General features: G+C 56.6%; 19 protein-coding genes. 13 read left to right on the top strand and 6 right to left on the bottom strand.

Annotation, left to right across the window (positions count from 1 at the left end):
• Nucleotides 1-26 precede the first annotated feature (26 nt).
• The 3 genes from ACMV5H_RS07565 to ACMV5H_RS07575 form a co-directional block, all read right to left on the bottom strand.
• A complete protein-coding gene (locus tag ACMV5H_RS07565; protein WP_021808045.1) occupies nucleotides 27-896 on the bottom strand; it encodes a phosphoribulokinase in 870 nt (289 codons plus the stop codon).
• 151 nt (nucleotides 897-1,047) lie between these two features.
• The gene (locus tag ACMV5H_RS07570) at nucleotides 1,048-1,281 is read right to left on the bottom strand and encodes a YheU family protein (RefSeq protein ID WP_021808044.1); all 234 of its coding nucleotides are present in this window, start codon (nucleotides 1,279-1,281) and stop codon (nucleotides 1,048-1,050) included.
• Nucleotides 1,278-2,258, bottom strand: a complete 981-nt coding sequence (locus ACMV5H_RS07575) for a hydrolase (RefSeq protein ID WP_021808043.1) — start codon at nucleotides 2,256-2,258, stop codon at nucleotides 1,278-1,280. Before ACMV5H_RS07575 ends, ACMV5H_RS07570 begins: the two co-directional genes overlap by 4 nt.
• 117 nt (nucleotides 2,259-2,375) lie before the next feature.
• Here ACMV5H_RS07575 and ACMV5H_RS07580 point away from each other — a divergent pair, with 117 nt between their 5' ends.
• Nucleotides 2,376-2,978: a LysE family translocator gene (locus tag ACMV5H_RS07580; RefSeq protein ID WP_021808042.1), complete on the top strand. Its 603-nt coding sequence runs from the start codon at nucleotides 2,376-2,378 to the stop codon at nucleotides 2,976-2,978.
• Nucleotides 2,979-2,988: 10 nt separating this feature from the next.
• Nucleotides 2,989-3,771 (top strand): PhzF family phenazine biosynthesis protein, encoded by a 783-nt coding sequence (locus ACMV5H_RS07585; RefSeq protein WP_115159417.1) that lies wholly within the window; start codon nucleotides 2,989-2,991, stop codon nucleotides 3,769-3,771.
• Here ACMV5H_RS07585 and ACMV5H_RS07590 read toward each other — a convergent pair.
• Nucleotides 3,763-4,743, bottom strand: coding sequence for a LacI family DNA-binding transcriptional regulator (locus tag ACMV5H_RS07590; protein ID WP_039996163.1), 981 nt, complete (start codon nucleotides 4,741-4,743; stop codon nucleotides 3,763-3,765). The genes ACMV5H_RS07585 and ACMV5H_RS07590 overlap by 9 nt on opposite strands.
• A 234-nt stretch (nucleotides 4,744-4,977) precedes the next feature.
• On the opposite strand from ACMV5H_RS07590, the gene ACMV5H_RS07595 reads away from it, so the two are divergent.
• From ACMV5H_RS07595 to tauD, 9 genes are all read left to right on the top strand, one after another.
• Entirely contained in the window at nucleotides 4,978-5,895 is a 918-nt protein-coding gene (locus ACMV5H_RS07595; RefSeq protein WP_115159418.1) for a GNAT family N-acetyltransferase, read from the top strand.
• A gap of 47 nt (nucleotides 5,896-5,942) precedes the next feature.
• Nucleotides 5,943-7,205, top strand: a complete 1,263-nt coding sequence (locus ACMV5H_RS07600) for an MFS transporter (RefSeq protein WP_115159419.1) — start codon at nucleotides 5,943-5,945, stop codon at nucleotides 7,203-7,205.
• Nucleotides 7,198-8,274, top strand: a complete 1,077-nt coding sequence (locus ACMV5H_RS07605) for a Gfo/Idh/MocA family protein (RefSeq protein WP_115159420.1) — start codon at nucleotides 7,198-7,200, stop codon at nucleotides 8,272-8,274. The genes ACMV5H_RS07600 and ACMV5H_RS07605 overlap by 8 nt, the downstream gene beginning before the upstream one ends.
• A complete protein-coding gene (locus ACMV5H_RS07610; protein WP_414821655.1) occupies nucleotides 8,271-9,335 on the top strand; it encodes a sugar phosphate isomerase/epimerase family protein in 1,065 nt (354 codons plus the stop codon). The genes ACMV5H_RS07605 and ACMV5H_RS07610 overlap by 4 nt, the downstream gene beginning before the upstream one ends.
• Nucleotides 9,332-10,459 (top strand): Gfo/Idh/MocA family protein, encoded by a 1,128-nt coding sequence (locus ACMV5H_RS07615; RefSeq protein WP_115159422.1) that lies wholly within the window; start codon nucleotides 9,332-9,334, stop codon nucleotides 10,457-10,459. The genes ACMV5H_RS07610 and ACMV5H_RS07615 overlap by 4 nt, the downstream gene beginning before the upstream one ends.
• Nucleotides 10,460-10,552: 93 nt before the next feature.
• On the top strand, nucleotides 10,553-11,548 hold the full coding sequence (tauA, locus tag ACMV5H_RS07620; protein WP_021181660.1) for a taurine ABC transporter substrate-binding protein: 996 nt from the start codon (nucleotides 10,553-10,555) through the stop codon (nucleotides 11,546-11,548).
• Between the two features lie 10 nt (nucleotides 11,549-11,558).
• Nucleotides 11,559-12,326: a taurine ABC transporter ATP-binding subunit gene (gene tauB / locus ACMV5H_RS07625; RefSeq protein ID WP_094981639.1), complete on the top strand. Its 768-nt coding sequence runs from the start codon at nucleotides 11,559-11,561 to the stop codon at nucleotides 12,324-12,326.
• On the top strand, nucleotides 12,323-13,156 hold the full coding sequence (tauC, locus tag ACMV5H_RS07630) for a taurine ABC transporter permease TauC (protein WP_414821656.1): 834 nt from the start codon (nucleotides 12,323-12,325) through the stop codon (nucleotides 13,154-13,156). The genes tauB and tauC overlap by 4 nt, the downstream gene beginning before the upstream one ends.
• The gene (gene tauD / locus ACMV5H_RS07635) at nucleotides 13,153-14,001 is read left to right on the top strand and encodes a taurine dioxygenase (RefSeq protein WP_179253835.1); all 849 of its coding nucleotides are present in this window, start codon (nucleotides 13,153-13,155) and stop codon (nucleotides 13,999-14,001) included. The genes tauC and tauD overlap by 4 nt, the downstream gene beginning before the upstream one ends.
• Before the next feature lie 3 nt (nucleotides 14,002-14,004).
• On the opposite strand, the gene ACMV5H_RS07640 is transcribed toward tauD, so the two are convergent.
• A complete protein-coding gene (locus ACMV5H_RS07640) occupies nucleotides 14,005-14,724 on the bottom strand; it encodes an NUDIX hydrolase (protein WP_021808033.1) in 720 nt (239 codons plus the stop codon).
• Between the two features lie 192 nt (nucleotides 14,725-14,916).
• On the opposite strand from ACMV5H_RS07640, the gene prs reads away from it, so the two are divergent.
• Together prs and ACMV5H_RS07650 are read left to right on the top strand one after the other, a co-directional pair.
• The gene (gene prs, locus ACMV5H_RS07645; RefSeq protein WP_059199480.1) at nucleotides 14,917-15,777 is read left to right on the top strand and encodes a ribose-phosphate diphosphokinase; all 861 of its coding nucleotides are present in this window, start codon (nucleotides 14,917-14,919) and stop codon (nucleotides 15,775-15,777) included.
• A 10-nt stretch (nucleotides 15,778-15,787) separates the two neighbouring features.
• Nucleotides 15,788-17,278, top strand: a complete 1,491-nt coding sequence (locus tag ACMV5H_RS07650) for a nicotinate phosphoribosyltransferase (RefSeq protein ID WP_115159426.1) — start codon at nucleotides 15,788-15,790, stop codon at nucleotides 17,276-17,278.
• A gap of 37 nt (nucleotides 17,279-17,315) precedes the next feature.
• Here the strand turns inward: ACMV5H_RS07650 and ACMV5H_RS07655 are convergent, their stop codons facing one another.
• Entirely contained in the window at nucleotides 17,316-19,235 is a 1,920-nt protein-coding gene (locus tag ACMV5H_RS07655; protein ID WP_115159427.1) for an ABC transporter ATP-binding protein, read from the bottom strand.
• Between the last annotated feature and the right edge of the window lie 2 nt (nucleotides 19,236-19,237).

Consider the following 19,237-nt stretch of genomic DNA (forward strand, 5'->3'; position numbering starts at 1 on the left):
CGCGGAAATTAGCCGCGCCCGATAACTTATTCGATCTTCTTGCCTTCCATCAACCGCTGCACCAGCGGTGCCATAATCAGTTCCATTGCCAGCCCCATCTTGCCACCCGGTACCACCAGCGTATTGATATGCGAGATAAACGATCCTTGCAGCATTGCCAGCAGGTAGGGGAAATCGATCTGATCCAGGCCCCGGAAGTGGATCACCACCAAGCTTTCGTCGAGTGAGGGGATTGCCTTGGCGGCAAACGGGTTGGAGGTATCTACCGTCGGGACGCGTTGGAAGTTGATATGGGTGCGCGAGAACTGTGGCGTGATGTAGCTGATGTAATCCTCCATCGAACGGACTACCGAGTCCATCACCGCTTCACGAGAATGACCACGCTCGCCGGTATCGCGGATCAGCTTCTGGATCCACTCCAGGTTGACGATCGGCACCACGCCGACCAGCAGATCGACATGTTTGGCTACGTCGATCTGATCGGCCACTACGCCGCCGTGCAGCCCTTCGTAGAACAGGACATCCGTGGGGGCGGGCAGTGGCTCCCAAGGCGTGAACGTGCCAGGAACCTGGTTGTAAGGCACCGCCTCGTCGTAGGTATGCAGATATTTACGTGAGCGGCCGGTGCCGTTCTTGCCGTATTCGATAAAGCTTTGCTCAAGCAGGCCAAAGTCGTTGGCTTCCGGGCCGAAGTAGCTGATATGGCGCCCCATATCGCGGGCTTTACGAATTGCCGCATCCATTTCCGGCCGGGTGTAACGGTGGAAGCTGTCGCCTTCCAGCTGGGCGGCGCGCAGGTTTAGCTGCTGAAAAATCTTGCGGAACGCCAGGCTGGTGGTGGTGGTGCCGGCTCCGCTGGAACCGGTCACCGCGATAACGGGATGTTTGGCAGACATGGTCGAGGGTCACTCCGTATTAAATGCGCAGGCTCAGAATGAGATTTTTAGTATGGCTGATAGCCTTTCGCCCAAGGCGAAATTGTGCGCGTTGGTTTGCAATACTGCATTGTTACCTGATTTTTTCCCTCAGTCATAGCGCGCAATAAGACTAAATTTCCTCCTGCCCGGCGCGGATCTGCCCGCGAGGCATGATGTTGACGGTTTCATGTAGTTCTGACCACACCAGCACCACTTCGCCGCTTTTCAACTGGCGGCGCACGTCGTCGACCTTCTGTTCCAGCGAACGTTCGTGCTCGCCGTAGTCGGTTCCTTCGCGTAATACAAAGGATTCGATCAGGCTGTTGAGAGTCTCTTGTTCAATTTCTTGCCAGGGAATAATCACTTGGTGGGTTCCAAAAAAGAAGAAAGCCAGGCCGGGATTCGTTGCTCCAGCCACATTTGTGGTTTTTTCAAGGTGCCGCCGACAAAACCGACGTGGCCACCGCACTCCGTCAGCTGATATTCGATATTAGGCGGCAGGCTGGCGAGATCGGGTATCACCGCATCGGTCATAAACGGATCGTCTTTAGCGTGAATGATCAGCAGTGGCGTGGTGATCTGCGGCAACAGCGGTAGGGCGCTGCAACGGCGATAGTAATCGACCGCGTCGCTGAAGCCGTGAATGCGCGAGGTGATCACATCATCAAACTCACGAATGCGCCGCAGCTTGTTCAGTTGCGACAGATCCAACGGCAAGGTGCCTGGATAGTGCAGCAGCTTGCGGGTGGCATTTTGCTTGAGTTGGCCCAATAGGTAGCGCTGATAAACGCGGGAGAATCCCTGCTCCATGCGGATTGAGCATGGCTCCAGCATCAGCGGGGCAGAAACGACCACTGCCGCTTGTAGCAGGCTGTCATTGCCCTGCTGGGCCAGATAATAGGCCAGCATATTGCCGCCAAGGGAAATCCCAACCGCTGCCGTTGGCACTTCGCCAAAGCTGTCACGCAACCAGCGCAGGAAGAAGCGGGCATCTTCCGTTTCGCCGGAATGATAGATGCGTTGCTTACGGTTAGGCACGCCGCTGCAACCACGGAAATGCATCACCACGCCCAACCAACCTTGCTCGCGCCAGGCATTAAGCAGCCCATGTGCGTAAGGGCTGTAGAAATTACCCTCTAACCCATGGAACAGCACCACGCGCGGTTTATCGCGCGCCAGTTGCGGATCTTCACTCCAGGCCAGATCGACGAAATCGCCGTCCGGCAACTCCAGCCGCTGCCAATGGGGTTGTAGCCGTATGCGGCGGCGCACCAGCCGTGGCAGCAGGGTTTGCAGGTGTGGATTACTGGCCCCGGTCAGGGGGCGAAAGGATTCATACATAATGAATAAAATTCTTGTTGGCGGCTATTGTGTGATCCGAACCGCACTGTTAGCTTCAAACACATGTATTAGCAATCATACTGCAAAAAAGTCATTTGGGTGAGGAGCACCCGCTTCATGGAACTGAGTTTATTTCTTTCGATGCTAGGCTTCCTGTGGGTGGCCGCGATCACCCCTGGCCCCAATAATATGTTGCTCACCACCTCAGGGGCCAATTTCGGCTTTATGCGTTCATTATGGCTGATGATCGGCATCATGCTGGGTATGCAAAGTATCTTGGTGCTGGTGGCATTTGGCGTTGGTGGGTTGATCCTGATTTATCCTTCTTTGCACCTGATCCTGAAAATCCTCGGTAGCCTTTATCTGTTGTGGCTGGCGTGGAAAGTGGCGACGGCGGCCTATGAAAAGCTGGAAACCGACGCGCCGCCACCAAAGCCGGTGCGCCTGTACCAAGGCTGGCTGTTGCAATTCCTCAACCCCAAGGCCTGGCTGATGGCGCTTGGGGCAGTGGCGAGCTTTAGCCTGGCGGGAGATAAATACAACCACTCCATTCTGGCCATCGCCTTCGGTATCTTTGCTGTCAATATCGTTGCCGGGATCATCTGGCTGGGTTTTGGTACGGTGATTGGCCGCCTGCTGCGCAGTAAGAAAGCCTGGATAATCTTTAACGTGTCGATGGGGCTGTTAACCGCCGCCTGTGTATTACTGATTTGGCATTGAGGGAACGCTGATGAACGAAAACTATTTCCATGTGGATGCCTTTATCGGCGAGGGACTGCGGGGCAACCCGGCCGGTGTCTGCCTGCTGCCACAACCGCTGGAGGCAGCGCAGATGCAGGCCATCGCCAATGAATTGAACCTGCCGGAAACCAGCTTTGTCTGGCAGGATGGCGACATGTATGCGATCCGCTGGTTCACGCCGACGCGGGAAGTGGATCTGTGCGGGCATGCTACTTTGGCTACGGCGCACGTGTTGTTAAACGTGGTCAACCCGGGGTTGAGCGATATCCGTTTCCGTTCCGCCAGCGGTGAACTGTATGTCAAACGTGATGCGGCCGACGGTGAACGGCTGATCCTGGATTTCCCTTCTCGCCCACCACAGAAAATTGCTGAACCGCCACAGTTGGCTGCTTTGCTCGGTGTGCAACCGCAGGAAGTGTGGCGAGCCCAGTCGCTGATGGCGGTATTGGCCGATGAATCGCAAGTCAGGGCGGTGCAGCCTGCGATCGCCGAGCTGATCGACCACCTCGGTTGCGGCGTGATCGTCACGGCTCCGGGTGATAAGGTGGATTTTGTCTCGCGCTATTTCTCAATGGATCGCAGCGAAGATCCGGTCACCGGCTCCGCCCATTGCATACTGATGCCTTACTGGACGGCGCGCCTTGGCCGCCACGTATTGCATGCCAAGCAACTCTCATCACGCGGCGGCGAGTTGTTCTGCGAGCAGCAAGGAGAGCGTACGTTGCTGGGTGGCTACGCGCGCATCTTCTTGCGTGGTTCTCTTTCAGGTTGAACTCCGTTCCAGCAGTTGCCAATCCAGCACGTCGTGGCAAGGGGGCAACTGCTGGCCCTGAATTTTCTCCAGCAGCAACTGCACGCTACGCACGCCGAACTGATGCATTGGCTGTACGATGGTGGTTAGCGGCGGAGTGGTGATACTGCCAAACGGTACACCGTCAAATCCCATCACCGCGATATCTTCTGGAATACGCAAGCCCTGCTGGTGCAAGGCACTCATCGCGCCTCCGGCAATCACATCCGAAATGGCAAATACCGCATCTGGCCGTGGCCCGTCTGCCAGCAAATCACTCATCGCCTTGGCTCCAGCGGCATAATCCAGCCCTTCGACGTATTCCACCCGGCAATAGTCCAGCCCCAGCTCGGCCAACGCCTGCCGGTAGCCCTGTTCCCGTTGTTGTGAATACAGATAACGCATATCGCCGTTGAGCAACGCGATCCGTTGGCGGCCTTTGGCTGCCAGGTGCTGCACACCGGCCATGGCGGCCTGGTGGTTATCGATGGTAACGGAGGAGGCGCGGAATTGGGTATCCCCTTCGCCGCATTGCACCCAGGGGAAATCACCGATCATGGCGGTCAGCCCCGGCAAACAGCTGATGGCATCCATGGTGATCACGCCGTCGACTACCTTGCCACTTAGCAGGCTGAGGTAAGCGGATTCACGGGTGGGGTTGGATTCCGAGTTACACAGCAGAATATGGTAACCGTGGCGTTCGGCTTCTTCTTCGATACCACGCACCACCAGGGAGCAAAATGGGTTGGTGATGTTGGACACCAGCACCAGCAGCATCCCGCTGCGGGCAGTGCGCAGCTGGCGTGCCAGCAGGTTGGGTTGATAGTCACATGCGCTGATCGCCGCCAGGACCTTATCGCGAGTGGCTGGCTTGACGATTTGTTGGCCGTTCAACACCCTTGAGACGGTGGCCGCTGAGACGCCAGCGATTTTCGCCACCTTTGCTATCGACATGGTTTGCTTTTCCTTCTGCCCGTTTGCCTCGCACAGTATGCGGCAAAAAGTACGATCACTACGAAGAGTTTGTGACAGCGATTACAAATTCATCTTCTCCCTACTTTTAATCATATCAATCCGGTTGCTGAAAAAAAGAAATCGATTACATTTTATTTATCGCAAAATGAAATCGATTACATTTAAAGTTTAGACCAAAATTACCCCGAATGGCGACGCAATAGGAGGTGGCAGATGGAGATACAGCTTCAGCTAGCGCAAGCAGAGGAACGCAGCGAGATTGCTGCTCTGATCCATTGCTCGACCAATGCCTGGTATCAGCGCCACGGATTGGGCGACATCTTCTCTGCCGGGGCGGAAAGTTGCGGCCTGTTTGTTGATGTTTACCAGCAGTTGGATGAGGGCCACCACTGGATTGCGCGCGATCAACAAGGGGCAATCTGTGGCTCCTGCTTTTTCCACCCGCGTGAAACTCATTTGGGGTTGGGTATCATGAATGTTCATCCCGATTATTTTGGCCGCAGGATTGCCAGCCGTTTGTTGGCCAAGGCCGATGAATTGGCGGGTGGCTTACCGGTTCGTTTGCTTTCCAGCGCGCTGAACCTGGATTCCTATTCGCTCTACCAGCGTGGGGGATTTACCCCGTATGCCCTCTATCAGGATATGGCGATCCCGGTGCCGAGCCAGGGATTTGCTTACCCACGCCTGACTCGCGGCCAGGTACGGGCAGCCCGGCTTGACGACCTACCCGCCATCCTGGAGTTGGAGCGCGAAATACTGGGCATCGAACGTCAGCGCGATATCGATTATTTCCTCAATGACACCAGTGGACTGTGGCGGGTTGCCGTCTGGGAGTTGGACGATCGCATCGGCGGTTATCTGGCCTCGGTGGCGCATCCGGCCTCCCGTATGTTGGGGCCGGGGTGCTGCCATAGCGAAGAGATCGCCCTGGAGTTACTTGGCTGGATGCTCGATCGCCATCATCGCGGTACGACACCGGTGGTATTGGTACCCGCAGAGCGTTCCGCGCTTAGCCAGGTTTTGCTTCGCTGGGGAGGGCGAATTTGTGAATTACATGTCGCGCAGGTGAAAGGCCAGGCGCAACAACCCGGCGGCGTGGTGATGCCGTCCTTTTTGCCGGAAAGCGGTTAGCACCGGCGTCGTTGCTGTATTAACCAACCAACACCGATGGGGGAGTTATGCAAACAGATAGCCAGGCCTTGGGGGCCAAAGGCGCCACGTTCAAATGGGTGGTGCCACGGCTGGCACTGATGATGTTCCTGCAATTTTTTGTCTGGGGGGCTTGGTACGTCACGCTCGGCGTGGTGATGGGCAAATATGGCCTGGCCGCGATCATAGGCGATGCCTATTCCACCGGGCCAATTGCCTCCATCCTGTCGCCTTTTGTGCTGGGCATGGTGGTCGATCGTTTCTTTGCCTCGCAAAAAGTATTGGCTGTGTTGCACCTGATTGGGGCAGGCCTGCTGTGGATGATGCCTGGCTTCTTTGCCGAGGGGCAGGGCAGCGGGCTGTTGTGGATCATCTTCGGCTATATGCTGTGCTACATGCCCACCATTGCCCTGAGCAATAACGTGGCGTTTTACAGCCTGAGTAACAGCGAGAAAGCCTTCCCGGTAGTGCGGGCGTTTGGCACCTTTGGCTGGATTGTTGCCGGGCTGATCGTCGGCAGCAGCGGCCTGTCGGACAGTACCGATATCTTTACGCTGGCTGCCGTAGCCTCGTTGGTATTGGCGATTTACAGCTTTACGCTGCCGCATACCCCTGCACCGGAGCGCGGCAAGCCAGTAAAAATGCGCGATCTGCTGTGTGCGGATGCTTTCGCAATGCTCAAGCAGCGCCATTTCCTGGTATTTATCATCTGTGCCACGCTGATCTCCATCCCGTTGGCGGCGTATTACGCCTATGCCGCGCCGTTCGTTGCCGCGGCCGGTTTCACCAACGTGGGTGGCGTGATGTCGCTGGGGCAAATGTCTGAGCTGTTCTTCATGCTGCTGATCCCGTTCCTGTTTGCCCGGTTGGGGATCAAGTACATGCTGATGATCGGCATGCTTTCCTGGTTCCTGCGCTATGTGATGTTTGCACTGGGCATTACCGAAGAAATGCGCTGGATGATCTACCTCGGCATCATCCTGCATGGCATGTGCTATGACTTCTTCTTCGTTATCGGCTTTATCTATACCGATAAAGTGGCGGGCGACAAAGTGAAAGGCCAGGCACAAAGCCTGCTGGTGCTGTTCACCTACGGCATCGGTATGTTGATTGGTTCGCAGATCAGCGGTGCGCTGTTTAACCATATGGTGACGGCGGACGGCGCTGCGGCGTTGCCGCAATGGCAGCACTTCTGGTGGTACCCGGCCTTCGGCGCATTAGCGATCGCCGCGCTGTTCTTCTTCACCTTCAACTACCGGGATGTTCCAGCAGGGGAGAAACGTGATGGCTGATTTGCGGGTGCTGGTGGTGGGCTGCGGCAATATGGGGGCATCCCATGCCGAGGCTTACCACGCTATGGAAGGGGTGACAATCTGCGGGCTGGTGGCACGGGGTGAATCGCGTGAGCTGCTCAATCAACGTTTGGGGGGCGGTTATCCCACTTTTAGTGACTTTGAGTTGGCGCTGGCGCAAACCCGGCCTGATGCCGTGTGCCTGACCACTTATCCGGACACCCACGAAGCCTACGCCTTGGCGGCGCTGGCGGCGGGATGTCATCTGTTTATCGAAAAGCCGCTCGCCACCACGGTAGCAGGGGCCGAAAGGGTGATTGCTGCTGCTCATCAGGCACAACGACAGGTGGTGGTGGGCTATATCCTGCGCCATCACCCCTCCTGGCAGCAGTTTGTGGAGCTCGCTCGGGGTTTGGGTAAGCCCTTGGTGATGCGGATGAACCTCAACCAGCAAAGCCACGGGCAGATGTGGAATGTGCATCGCAACCTGATGCAGTCACTGTCGCCAATTGTCGATTGCGGCGTACATTATCTGGACGTGATGTGCCAGATGGCCCAGGCCGAACCGATCAGCGTGAGCGCTATCGGCGCCCGGCTGAGCGATGACCTGCCGCAGGGGATGTATAACTACGGCCAGCTACAGGTGCGTTTTGCCGATGGCTCGGTCGGTTGGTACGAAGCTGGCTGGGGGCCGATGGTCAGTGAAACGGCCTACTTTGTGAAAGACGTCATTGGGCCGCGTGGCGCGGTTTCGATCGTAGCCCGTCATCAGGAAAGGGCTTCTGACGATGTGGGGGGGCATACCAAAACCGAATCATTGCGGGTGCATTACGCCGAATTAGACGATGAGAACCGCTTTAAGCAGCCGGATCGCTGGATCGACTGCCAGGATGAGCCAGATCATTTGGCGCTCTGCCTGAGTGAACAGCGTTACTTTTTACGGGCAATTCGTGAGGGCCTGGATCTCGATCAGCATCTTCAGGATGCATTGAACAGCTTACGGGTGGTGCTGGCGGCGGACGAAGCGGTTCGCAGCCAACGTACGGTGATATTAGGGAGAGAAGCATGAAGACGATGCAGGGACCTGGGCTGTTTCTGGCGCAGTTTATCGCCGAGCAGGCTCCGTTTAATACGCTGGATGGCTTGGCGGAGTGGGCTGCCGGGCTGGGCTTCACCAATATCCAGATCCCCACGTTGGAGCCAGCCATTTTCGATTTGGCGCTGGCGGCGCGTAGCCAGGATTATTGCGATGAGATCGTCGCCCGGCTTGGGCGGCACGGTATCCGTATCAGTGAGCTGTCGACGCATTTGCAAGGGCAACTGGTCGCCGTCCATCCAGCCTACGATCTGGCCTTTGACGGCTTTGCTCCGTCAGAAATCCGGGGCAAACCTCAGCAGCGGCAGGCCTGGGCAACGGAACAGTTATTGCTGGCGGCGCAGGCTTCGCAGCGCTTGGGGCTAACGGCCCATGCGACCTTCTCTGGTGCGCTGGCGTGGCCCTATTTCTATCCGTGGCCGCCGCATAATGCGTTATTACTGGAGGAGGCCTTCGAACAGTTGGCCAAGTGCTGGCTGCCGATCCTGGACGCCTTCGATCGGGCTGGTGTAGATGTGTGCTATGAGCTGCATCCGGGGGAGGATTTACATGACGGCGTGACCTTTGAACGCTTTCTGGCCAAGGTCGGCAACCATCCCCGCTGCCATATTCTCTATGATCCGAGCCATCTGCATTTGCAGCAGATGGACTATCTGGGCTTTATCGATTGTTATCACCCACGTATCCGCGCGTTTCACGTCAAAGATGCCGAGTATCGCCCCAGCGCCCGCAGTGGCGTGTATGGGGGTTACCAGCCATGGTTGGAAAGACCTGGGCGCTTCCGTTCTCTGGGGGACGGGCAGATCGACTTCCCGGCCATTTTCAGCAAGCTGACGCAGTACGGCTTCCCAGGCGTCGCTACGTTGGAATGGGAGTGCTGCCTTAAGTCGCCGGAGGCCGGAGCACGAGAAGGTGCCGCCTTTATCGCCCGCCATATTATTCCGGTAGCGGAACGGGCCTTTGATGATTTTGCAGCGGTGGATACTGACCGGGGGCGAGTCAGAGCCATGCTGGGCGTGGAGGATGCATCATGAGATTAAAGCTGGGAATGGTAGGTGGCGGTGAAGGCGCGTTTATTGGCGCGGTGCATCGGTTGGCGGCGCGGATGGATGATGAGTTTGAACTGGTCGCCGGGGCTTTCTCCTCCGATAGGCAAAACTGTCTGCGCACCGGGGAGTTACTACATCTGCAACCGGATCGCTGCTATGCCGATTTTAACCAGATGGCGCAGGCAGAAGCGGCACGAGAGGATGGGATTGATGTTATCGCGATCGTGACCCCGAATCATTTGCACGCTCCAGTCGCCAGCGCTTTTCTCAACGCCGGGATTGATGTGATCTGCGATAAGCCACTATGCACCTCTTACTCCGAGGCTCTGCAACTGGCACAAACGGTCCGCCTAAGCGGCAGACAACTGATCCTGACCCATAACTACAGCGCCTACCCGCTGGTGCGTGAGGCACGTAGCCGCGTGTTGGCGGGGGAGTTGGGCGAGATCCGCTTCGTCGAGGTGGAATATCTGCAACAGTGGCTGGCGAAACCGCTGGAGCTGACCGACAACAAGCAGGCCGGTTGGCGTGCGCAGCCGGAAAAAGCCGGATCCGGCTGCATTGGTGACGTAGGTACCCACGCCTGGCAGTTGGCTGAGTTTGTCAGCGGCATGTTGCCTGAAGCGATCAGCGCGGAGCTGACGTCATTCATCGCGGGGCGCAAGCTGGACGATGATGTGCGGGTGCAGATGCGTTATGCCAACGGTGCCAAAGGTCGGCTCTGGGCCAGCCAGGTGGCCTGTGGTCATGAGAATGGGCTGAAGTTACGAGTTTACGGCAGTGAGGGCAGCCTCGAGTTTTGCCAGGAAAACCCGAACCAGCTGTACATAAGGCCTTTTGACGCACCCGCCTATTGCATCACCCGTGCTTCGGCATTTCAGCATGCAGAAAACCGCCTGCTGGCCCGCGTACCCGCAGGGCATCCTGAAGGCTATTTAGAAGGGTTTGGCCAGATTTACCGTGAAGCGGCCCGGTGTTTGCGTGATGGCCCTTCGGCGGCACCGTTGTTACCAGGGATTGAAACCGGCGTGCAAGGGATGGCGTTTATTGATGCCGCTCAGCGCAGTAGCCGTGCCGAGGGAGAGTGGGTGAAATTGATATCGCCATAAGTAATAAAGAAGATTTTTTTATTCTTTTATTGCCGAGCGTCGCTCAGATAAAACTGTTGGTCACAGCACAGAATCTTATCAACGGAGCGGATCATGGCGAGCAAACTTTTCTCATTACGCAGTGCAGTATTGTTGGCTTTATCGCTCGGTGCGGCCAGTGCCCAGGCAGTGGACGTCACCGTGGCGTACCAGACCTCCGCCGAACCCGCCAAGGTGGCGCAGGCGGAAAACAGCTTTGCCAAACAGTCTGGCGCGACCGTTGACTGGCGCAAGTTCGACAGCGGCTCCAGCGTGTTGCGTGCGCTGGCCTCTGGCGACGTGCAGATTGGCAATATCGGCTCCAGCCCACTGGCCGTGGCCGCCAGCCAGAAGCTCCCTATCGAAGTGTTCCTGATCGCCTCGCAGTTGGGTAGTTCCGAAGCGCTGGTGGTGAAAAAGGACATTAAATCTCCCCAGGATCTGATCGGTAAGCGCATTGCGGTACCGTTCATTTCCACCACTCACTACAGCCTGCTGGCCTCCCTGAAACACTGGGGCATCAAACCTGACCAGGTGCAAATTCTCAACCTGCAACCGCCAGCCATTGCGGCGGCCTGGCAGCGTGGGGATATCGACGGGGCTTACGTATGGGCTCCGGTGGTCAATGAACTCGCGAAACAAGGCAAGGTGCTGACCGATTCCGAGCAGGTTGGCCAGTGGGGCTCACCAACGCTGGACGTGTGGGTAGTGCGTAAAGACTTTGCCAAGCAGCATCCTGAGGTCGTCACCGCGTTTGCTGCCAGCGCCCTGCAAGCACAGAAGGCCTACCTGGCACAGCCGGAGCAGTGGCTGAAAGACCCAAGTAACCTGAGTACGCTAGCTCGCCTGAGTGGAGTGCCGGCAGAGCAGGTACCGGAACTGGTGAAGGGTAACCGTTACCTGCCGGTCGCCGATCAGATCACTCAACTGGGCCAGCCGGTAGATAAAGCTATTCGCGATACCGCCGAGTTCCTTAAGCAACAAGGCAAGATCCCGCAGGTGGACAGTGATTACAGCGCCTATGTGACCGACCGTTTTGTCAAACAACTGCAGGCTGCGCCGCAGTCGTAAGGGGTCCGCCATGCTAAACGTTAACCATCTTTCGGCCGATTATCAGGGGCGTGCGGCGCTGCGCGATGTATCTTTCCAGATAGCCAGAGGGCAACTGGTGGTGGTGTTAGGGCCTTCTGGCTGCGGCAAGACCACGCTGCTGAATTTGATCGCCGGGTTTATTGAGCCAACGGCAGGCAGCATTACGCTGGATGATGTCCCCATCAAAGGCCCAGGTGCCGAGCGGGGCGTGGTCTTCCAGCACGAAGGCTTACTGCCGTGGCGCAACGTGGTGGATAACGTGGAGTTTGGCTTGCAACTGGCCGGTGTGGCCAAGCCACAACGTCGCAAGGTAGCGCAGCAGATGTTGCAACGCGTTGGGCTGACCGGCTATGAACAACACTTCATCTGGCAACTGTCCGGTGGGATGCGTCAGCGGGTGGGCATTGCCCGCGCCTTGGCTGCCGACCCTCGGCTGTTGCTGCTGGATGAGCCTTTCGGGGCACTGGACGCATTCACTCGCGAACAGATGCAGGAACTGCTGTTAAATATTTGGCGTGATACCGGCAAGCAGGTGCTGTTGATCACCCATGACATCGAAGAAGCGGTATTCCTGGCCAGCGAGTTGTTACTGCTTTCTCCTGGTCCTGGGCAGGTGGTGGAGCGTTTATCGCTGAATTTTGGCCAGCGCTATGCCGCCGGAGAGGCTTGCCGCGCCATCAAGTCCGATCCTGAGTTTATCGCCCTGCGTGAATACGTGCTGGGCCGGGTGTTCCAACAGCGCGAGGCCTTGCTATGAGCCTGCATTCTGTTCTTAAAGCCGCAGTACCGACAGCGGTGCGCCAATCTCGTTTCACGCTGCCGCGCAGCCTCAAGCTGAGCACGGCAACCTTGCTGGTGGTGTTGGCGGTTTGGTGGGCAGTAACTACCTTGCAGCTGATCAGCCCGTTATTTCTGCCCGCACCGCAGCAGGTATTGCATCAGTTGGTGGTCATTGCCAGCCCACAAGGCTTTATGGATGCCACGCTATGGCAGCACCTGGCCGCGAGTCTTGGGCGGATCCTGGTGGCATTACTGGCTGCTGTGGTCATCGGCGTCCCGGTGGGCATTGCGATGGGGCTGAGTGAGACCGTGCGCGGCCTGCTTGATCCCCTGATTGAAATTTATCGTCCGGTGCCGCCGCTGGCCTATCTGCCGCTGATGGTGATCTGGTTTGGCATCGGTGAAATCTCGAAAATCCTGCTGATCTACCTAGCGATTTTTGCCCCGGTGACGCTTTCGACCGTGGCAGGTGTACGCAGCGTAGCGCAGGTGCGCATTCGTGCTGCACAAGCTTTGGGGGCCAACCGCTGGCAACTGCTGCGCTTTGTGGTGTTGCCCAGCGCGCTTGCGGAAATTCTGACCGGCATCCGTATTGGCCTGGGCGTCGGCTGGTCTACGCTGGTGGCCGCTGAACTGATTGCTGCCACGCGCGGTCTGGGATTTATGGTGCAGTCCGCCGGTGAGTTTTTGGCGACCGACGTGGTCATCGCCGGTATCAGCGTGATTGCGATAATTGCATTTGGTCTGGAGCTGGGGCTGCGTGCCTTACAGCGCCGTTTGACCCCCTGGCATGGAGTACAGCAATGAACGAACGTTTAGCAATTACCCCGTTGGGGCCTTATATCGGCGCGCTGGTGGAAAACGTCAATCTGGCGCGGCCATTGGGCGACGGCCAGTTTGAACAGCTTTACCATGCTTTGCTCAAGCATCAGGTGCTGTTCCTGCGCGATCAGCCCATTACGCCATTACAACAGCGCGAGCTGGCTGGGCGTTTCGGCGATCTGCATATTCACCCGGTGTATCCGCATGCTCCCGATGTGGAGGAGATCATCGTGCTGGATACCCATGACGATAATCCGCCGGATAACGACAACTGGCATACCGACGTCACCTTTATCGAAAACCCGCCGCAGGGGGCGATTTTAGCCGCCAAGCAGCTGCCGACTACCGGTGGCGACACGCTGTGGGCCAGCGGGATTGCCGCGTATGAGGCGTTGTCCTCACCGCTGAAAAAGTTGTTGGTCGGGTTGCAGGCAGAGCATGACTTCACCAAGTCGTTCCCCGAATATAAACATCGTGGCAGCGAGGAAGAGCATCAGCGCTGGCAGTTGGCCGTGCAGAAAAGCCCACCGTTATTGCATCCGGTGATCCGCACCCATCCGGTGACCGGCAAGCAGGCGCTGTTCGTTAATGAAGGATTTACTACGCGGATTGTCGATCTGGCGGCGAAGGAGAGTGATGCTCTGCTGAACTTCCTGTTTGCGCATATCACCAAGCCGGAGTTTCAGGTGCGCTGGCGCTGGCAGGCCAATGATATTGCCATCTGGGATAACCGGGTGACGCAGCATTACGCCAATGCGGATTACCTGCCGCAGCGGCGCATTATGCACCGTGCGACCATTTTGGGGGATAAGCCGTTCTATCGCGCCTGAGGATCACTCCACCATCAGGTTTCTGGAAAAGTTTCTCATATCTACCCCCGCTTTCCTGCGGTACAGGCGTGCCTTGCGTGCGCCTGTTGCCACTCTCTCGCCGGTTTCCTCAAACATTTCCGAAGCGTCAAAACGCCGCATCAGGCTTTTGCGCTGCACCGTATGCGACAAAATGATCTCAATCACTTCCTGCAATTGGGAAAGCGTGAACTCCGCTGGCAGGCAATAGACCGGCAGCATGGAGTAAGCCGTTTTTTGCCGTAGCCGCTGAAGTGCCGCTTCCACGATCGTTTGATGGTCGAAAGCTAACTGCTGTGTTTGCAGGTTGTCCAATGGCACCCAGGCGACGTCATTCACGTCGGCGATATGCGGCTGGCAATCGGCATGGGCGATCAGAGCAAAGTAGACCGTGGTCAGGCTCCAGCCACGCGGATCCCTTTCCGGGCCAGAAAAACTGGCCAACTGCGCCAGATAGGGCGGTACCACACCGGTTTTTTCCCTCAGTTTACGTTCGGCCGTCGCTTGCGTTGAGGTGTCGCGCTGCAAATCGATAAACCCTCCGGGCAATCCCCATTGATTGAGGAAAGGGTGATTAGCGCGCTTGGCCAACAGCACGCACAGTTTCCCGCCGTGCACGGTAAACAGCACGCTGTCGACGGTGACAAGCGGTGAGGGGAAGAGGCGCGGATCGTAGTTTTTCAGGTACTCGGCTTGGGTGGTCATGCTGGCGCTCGGCTAAAAAGGTCTTTGGGACAATATAACAATAGCTGCCGGCTAATGATAATTATTAAAAGCTCAAATAAACAAATGGTTAAGCGAATTTGCTGCGATTAAGACATTTTTTTGCTTGCCAATAAGTGTCTCTTGGACAATTATATAAGTGTCCCAGGGACAATAATTGATGGAGGGAAGAATATGAGCGCACAACTGCAGTTGTTTTTGAACGACATTGAAGTGAAGGTGACAACCGGACAGTTTCCCGATGGGGCGGTGTATGTCCGGTTTGCACAGCCTGAAACAACGGGGACTTCGCAGATGCGTATTCGTGCCAGCGCAATGCGCAGCATGGATGACTTCATGCTGTTGGCACAGTTGACGCAGGCGGTACGCCACCAGTTTCTGATCAAAGAAAGCCTGCTTGAGCTGCCTTATCTGCCCTACGCCCGCCAGGATCGCCATATGGCCTCCGGCGATAGCTTTGCGCTCAAGGTTTTCGGCCAATTACTCAACACCTTGGCGTTTGACCGTGTGACGGTGCTGGATCCACACAGTGAAGTAGCTGCCGCTGTGATCGACAACATGCACATCATCACTCAGCAACAGTGCATGCAGCACAGCAGCAGACTGACCAGTTTACTGACCCAGCAGCAGCTGTTCCTGGTGGCACCGGATGCCGGAGCGCTGAAAAAAATTCACGCGGTAGCGGCCCACTTTGGCATCGCGCAATACGGCATCCTGACCAAACACCGGAACGTGTTCAGTGGCGAACTGACGGGCTTTGAACTGCTGGCTGGTGATGTGCAGGGCAAAGATGTGCTGATTGTGGATGACCTGTGCGACGGTGGCGGCACCTTTATCGGCTCGGCCCAGGTGTTACGCCAGGCGGGGGCACGTACGGTCAGCCTATATGTCACCCACGGGGTATTTTCCAAAGGTACCGCGGCTTTGCTGAATCAAGGCATTGATAACATCTATACCACCACTTCCTATGCTGCGGCGGAACTCGCTGAGCAACGTGTTGAACTGATTGATATTGCGCGTATCTACGCTCACTAAGGAACCGACTATGTTAACCAATCCTATTCTGGCGATTGATGGCTACAAAGTGTCACACCGTGAGCAATATCCGCTGGGTACTACGCGGATCTATTCCAACTTTACGCCGCGCAGCGATCGGTTCTTTGCCTCCCCGCTGCCAGACGGCCAACTGGTGTTCTTTGGTTTACAGGGGTTTTTGCAGTGGTTCATGGTGGATTTATTTAATCAGCAATTCTTTGCCCAACCGGAGGAGCAGGTAGTGGGGGAATATAAAACGCTGATGGATAGCTACATTGGTCAGGACCGGGTCTGCGTGGAGCATATTCGCGCCCTGCATCGGTTGGGTTATCTACCGCTGCATATCAAAGGGTTGGACGAAGGCAGCAAGGTGAGGATGAAGGTACCAGTGCTGACCATTACCAATACGCGTGAGGAGTTCTTCTGGCTGGTCAACTACCTGGAAACGGTGATCTCGGCCGAACTGTGGAAGGCTTCCACCAATGCCACCATTGCCCATCATTATCGCAAGATCTGCCAGATGTGGGCGGATAAAACCTGCGATGACCTGGCGCATCTGGATTTCCAATGCCACGATTTTTCCTTCCGCGGCATGTCAGGGATGCATGATGTCGCGCAGGCCGGTACCGGGCATTTGCTCAGCTTCAAGGGCACCGACAACATTCCGGCGGTGCTGTACGCACAGAGGTATTATCCAACCGTAGAAGATTACTTCGTGGCTGGCAGCATCCCCGCCACCGAACATAGCGTGATGTGCATGGGAGAGCAGGCAACGGAGATCGAAACGTTCCGCCGTTTGATTGAAGATCTCTACCCAAATGGATTGGTTTCCATCGTGTCGGATACCTGGGATTACTGGCAGGTGCTAACGGAGTTTACCCGTGAGTTGCACAGCAAAATCATGGCGCGCGATGGCAGGGTGGTCTTCCGCCCAGACAGTGGCGATCCGGTGGCTATTCTTTGTGGAACCGGTAACGACAGCGATCGCAGTGCGCAACGCAGCGCCGAAGAGAAAGGCTCGGTGGAAGTGTTGTGGGAAATCTTTGGTGGCACGGTTAACAGCAAGGGCTACAAAGTGTTGGATCCCCATGTCGGGCTGATTTATGGCGACTCCATTACTCTGGAACGCGCCCAGGAAATCCTGCAACGCCTGGAAGCGAAAGGTTTTGCCAGCTCTAACGTAGTGTTTGGCGTGGGTTCCTTTACTTATCAGTATAATACCCGCGATACCTTTGGTTTCGCGATGAAGGCCACCTACGGTGAGGTGAACGGGGTGGGGCGTCCCATCTTCAAACAACCGAAGACCGACAGCGGCCTGAAACAATCTGCACGCGGTTTGTTGCGGGTGATCCGCGATGGGGAAGGAGAATATCAACTGCTGGATAATCAGGACTGGCAGCAGGAGCAGCAGGGTGAACTGAAAACGCGCTTCCTGGATGGCAAACTCTATAACCAGGACTCACTGGAACAGATCCGCCAGCGCATTGCCTGCTACAGATAAAGGTTGCCCCCTCTCAGTAGAAAAGGGGCAACTATGATTAACTCTCCGACTCAAACGCCTGGGTCAGATTTTCCAGCTGTTCCTGGGCATCCAGCCAGGTCATTTCCGTTTCTTCCAGAGCGGACTTGGCCTGGCTTTGCTTTTGCAGGCAGGCGGTCAGATCGGCTTTACGGCTGATGTCGTACAGCGCCGAGTCTGCCAGCTGTTCTTCCACCGCGGCCAATTCTGCACCCAGCTTATCCATCTGTTGTTCCAGCTTGGCGATCTGCTTACGCAGTGGTTGGGTTTGCGTACGGAATTCGGCTTCACGGCGCTTTTGGTCTTTACGCGCCTGGGCGCTGTTGCCGTTATCCTGCTTTGGTGCGGCATCCTGCTGTGCCTGCTGCTTTTGCAGATCGCTAAGCCACTGCTGGTAATCGTCCAGATCGCCCTCGAACTGTTCCACCTGGCCGTCGTGCACCAGATACAGATCGTCGGTGGTAGAACGCAAAAGGTGACGGTCGTGCGAAACCACCACCAACGCCCCCTCGAAATCGATCAGCGCTTCAGTCAACGCCTGGCGCATATCCAGATCCAGGTGGTTGGTCGGTTCATCGAGCAGCAGCAGGTTAGGGCGCTGCCAGACGATCAGCGCCAGCACCAGCCGTGCCTTTTCACCGCCGGAGAAACGTTCGGTGATTTCGGTGACCTTATCGCCCTGGAAGCCGAAGCCGCCAAGATAATCGCGTAACTGCTGTTCTAACACGCGAGGGGCGATGCGGCTCAGATGCTGCAGTGGCGACTCATCGGCGCGCAGGAACTCCAACTGATGCTGGGCGAAGTAACCCAGTTTGATGCCCTTTGCCAGCCCGATCTCTCCGCTGAGCGGCTCCAGTGTACCGGCCAGCATTTTGATCAGCGTTGATTTACCGGCACCGTTACGCCCCAACAGGCCAATACGTGAGCCGGGCACCAGGTTGAGCTTGATTGACTGCAAGATCACTTTGTCGCCATAGCCTGCGCTGACTTTTTCCATCCGCAGCAATGGATTCGGCAGGCTTTCGGGTTGGCGGAAGCTAAACGTGAACGGGTTATCGACGTGCGCAGGGGCAATCAGCTCCATCCGCTCCAGCATCTTGATGCGGCTCTGTGCCTGTTTGGCCTTGGTGGCCTGAGCACGGAAACGGTCAATATAACTTTGCAGATGCGCCACTTTTTCCTGTTGGCTCTGATACAGAGATTGCTGCTGCGCCAGTTTGGTGACGCGCTGGCGTTCGAAGGAGGAATAGTTGCCAGTGTATTCGTTGATGGTCTCATTTTCGATATGCAGGATCTTGTCGACGATAGGGTCGAGGAAATCACGGTCATGCGAAATCAGCACCAGGGTACCCTGATAGCTTTTCAGCCAGCGTTCCAGCCAGATCACCGCGTCCAAATCCAAGTGGTTGGTGGGTTCGTCCAGCAACAGCAGATCGGAACGGCAAACCAAAGCCTGAGCCAGGTTGAGGCGCATGCGCCATCCGCCGGAGAAGGCACGCACCGGGCTTTGCAGCTGTTCGTTGGAAAAGCCTAAGCCGTGCAACAGGCTGGCGGCACGGGAACGGATGGTCCAGGCATCCAGAGCATCGAGCTTGCCGTGCAGCGTGGCGATGGCGTGGCCGTCGTTGTTATCGTTTGCCACCTGTAATTCGGCTTCCAACTGGCGGAATTCCCGATCGCCATCGATAACATACTCAATGGCAGGCACTTCCAGTGCCGGTGTTTCCTGATTCACCCAGGCCAGCGCCCAGTTGTTTGGAAAGGTGTAGCTACCACCGTCTGCGGCGATCTCACCTTTCAACAGGGCCAGCAGCGTGGATTTCCCACAGCCGTTCTTACCCACCAGGCCGACCTTCTGACCTGGATTAACCGTCGCCGTGGCGTTGTCCAACAGGACGCGGGTGCCGCGTCGGATTTGTAGCGAGGAGAAAACAATCATAA

This window comes from Serratia sp. N21D137, from assembly GCF_047530005.1.
Taxonomy (GTDB): domain Bacteria; phylum Pseudomonadota; class Gammaproteobacteria; order Enterobacterales; family Enterobacteriaceae; genus Chania; species Chania fonticola_B.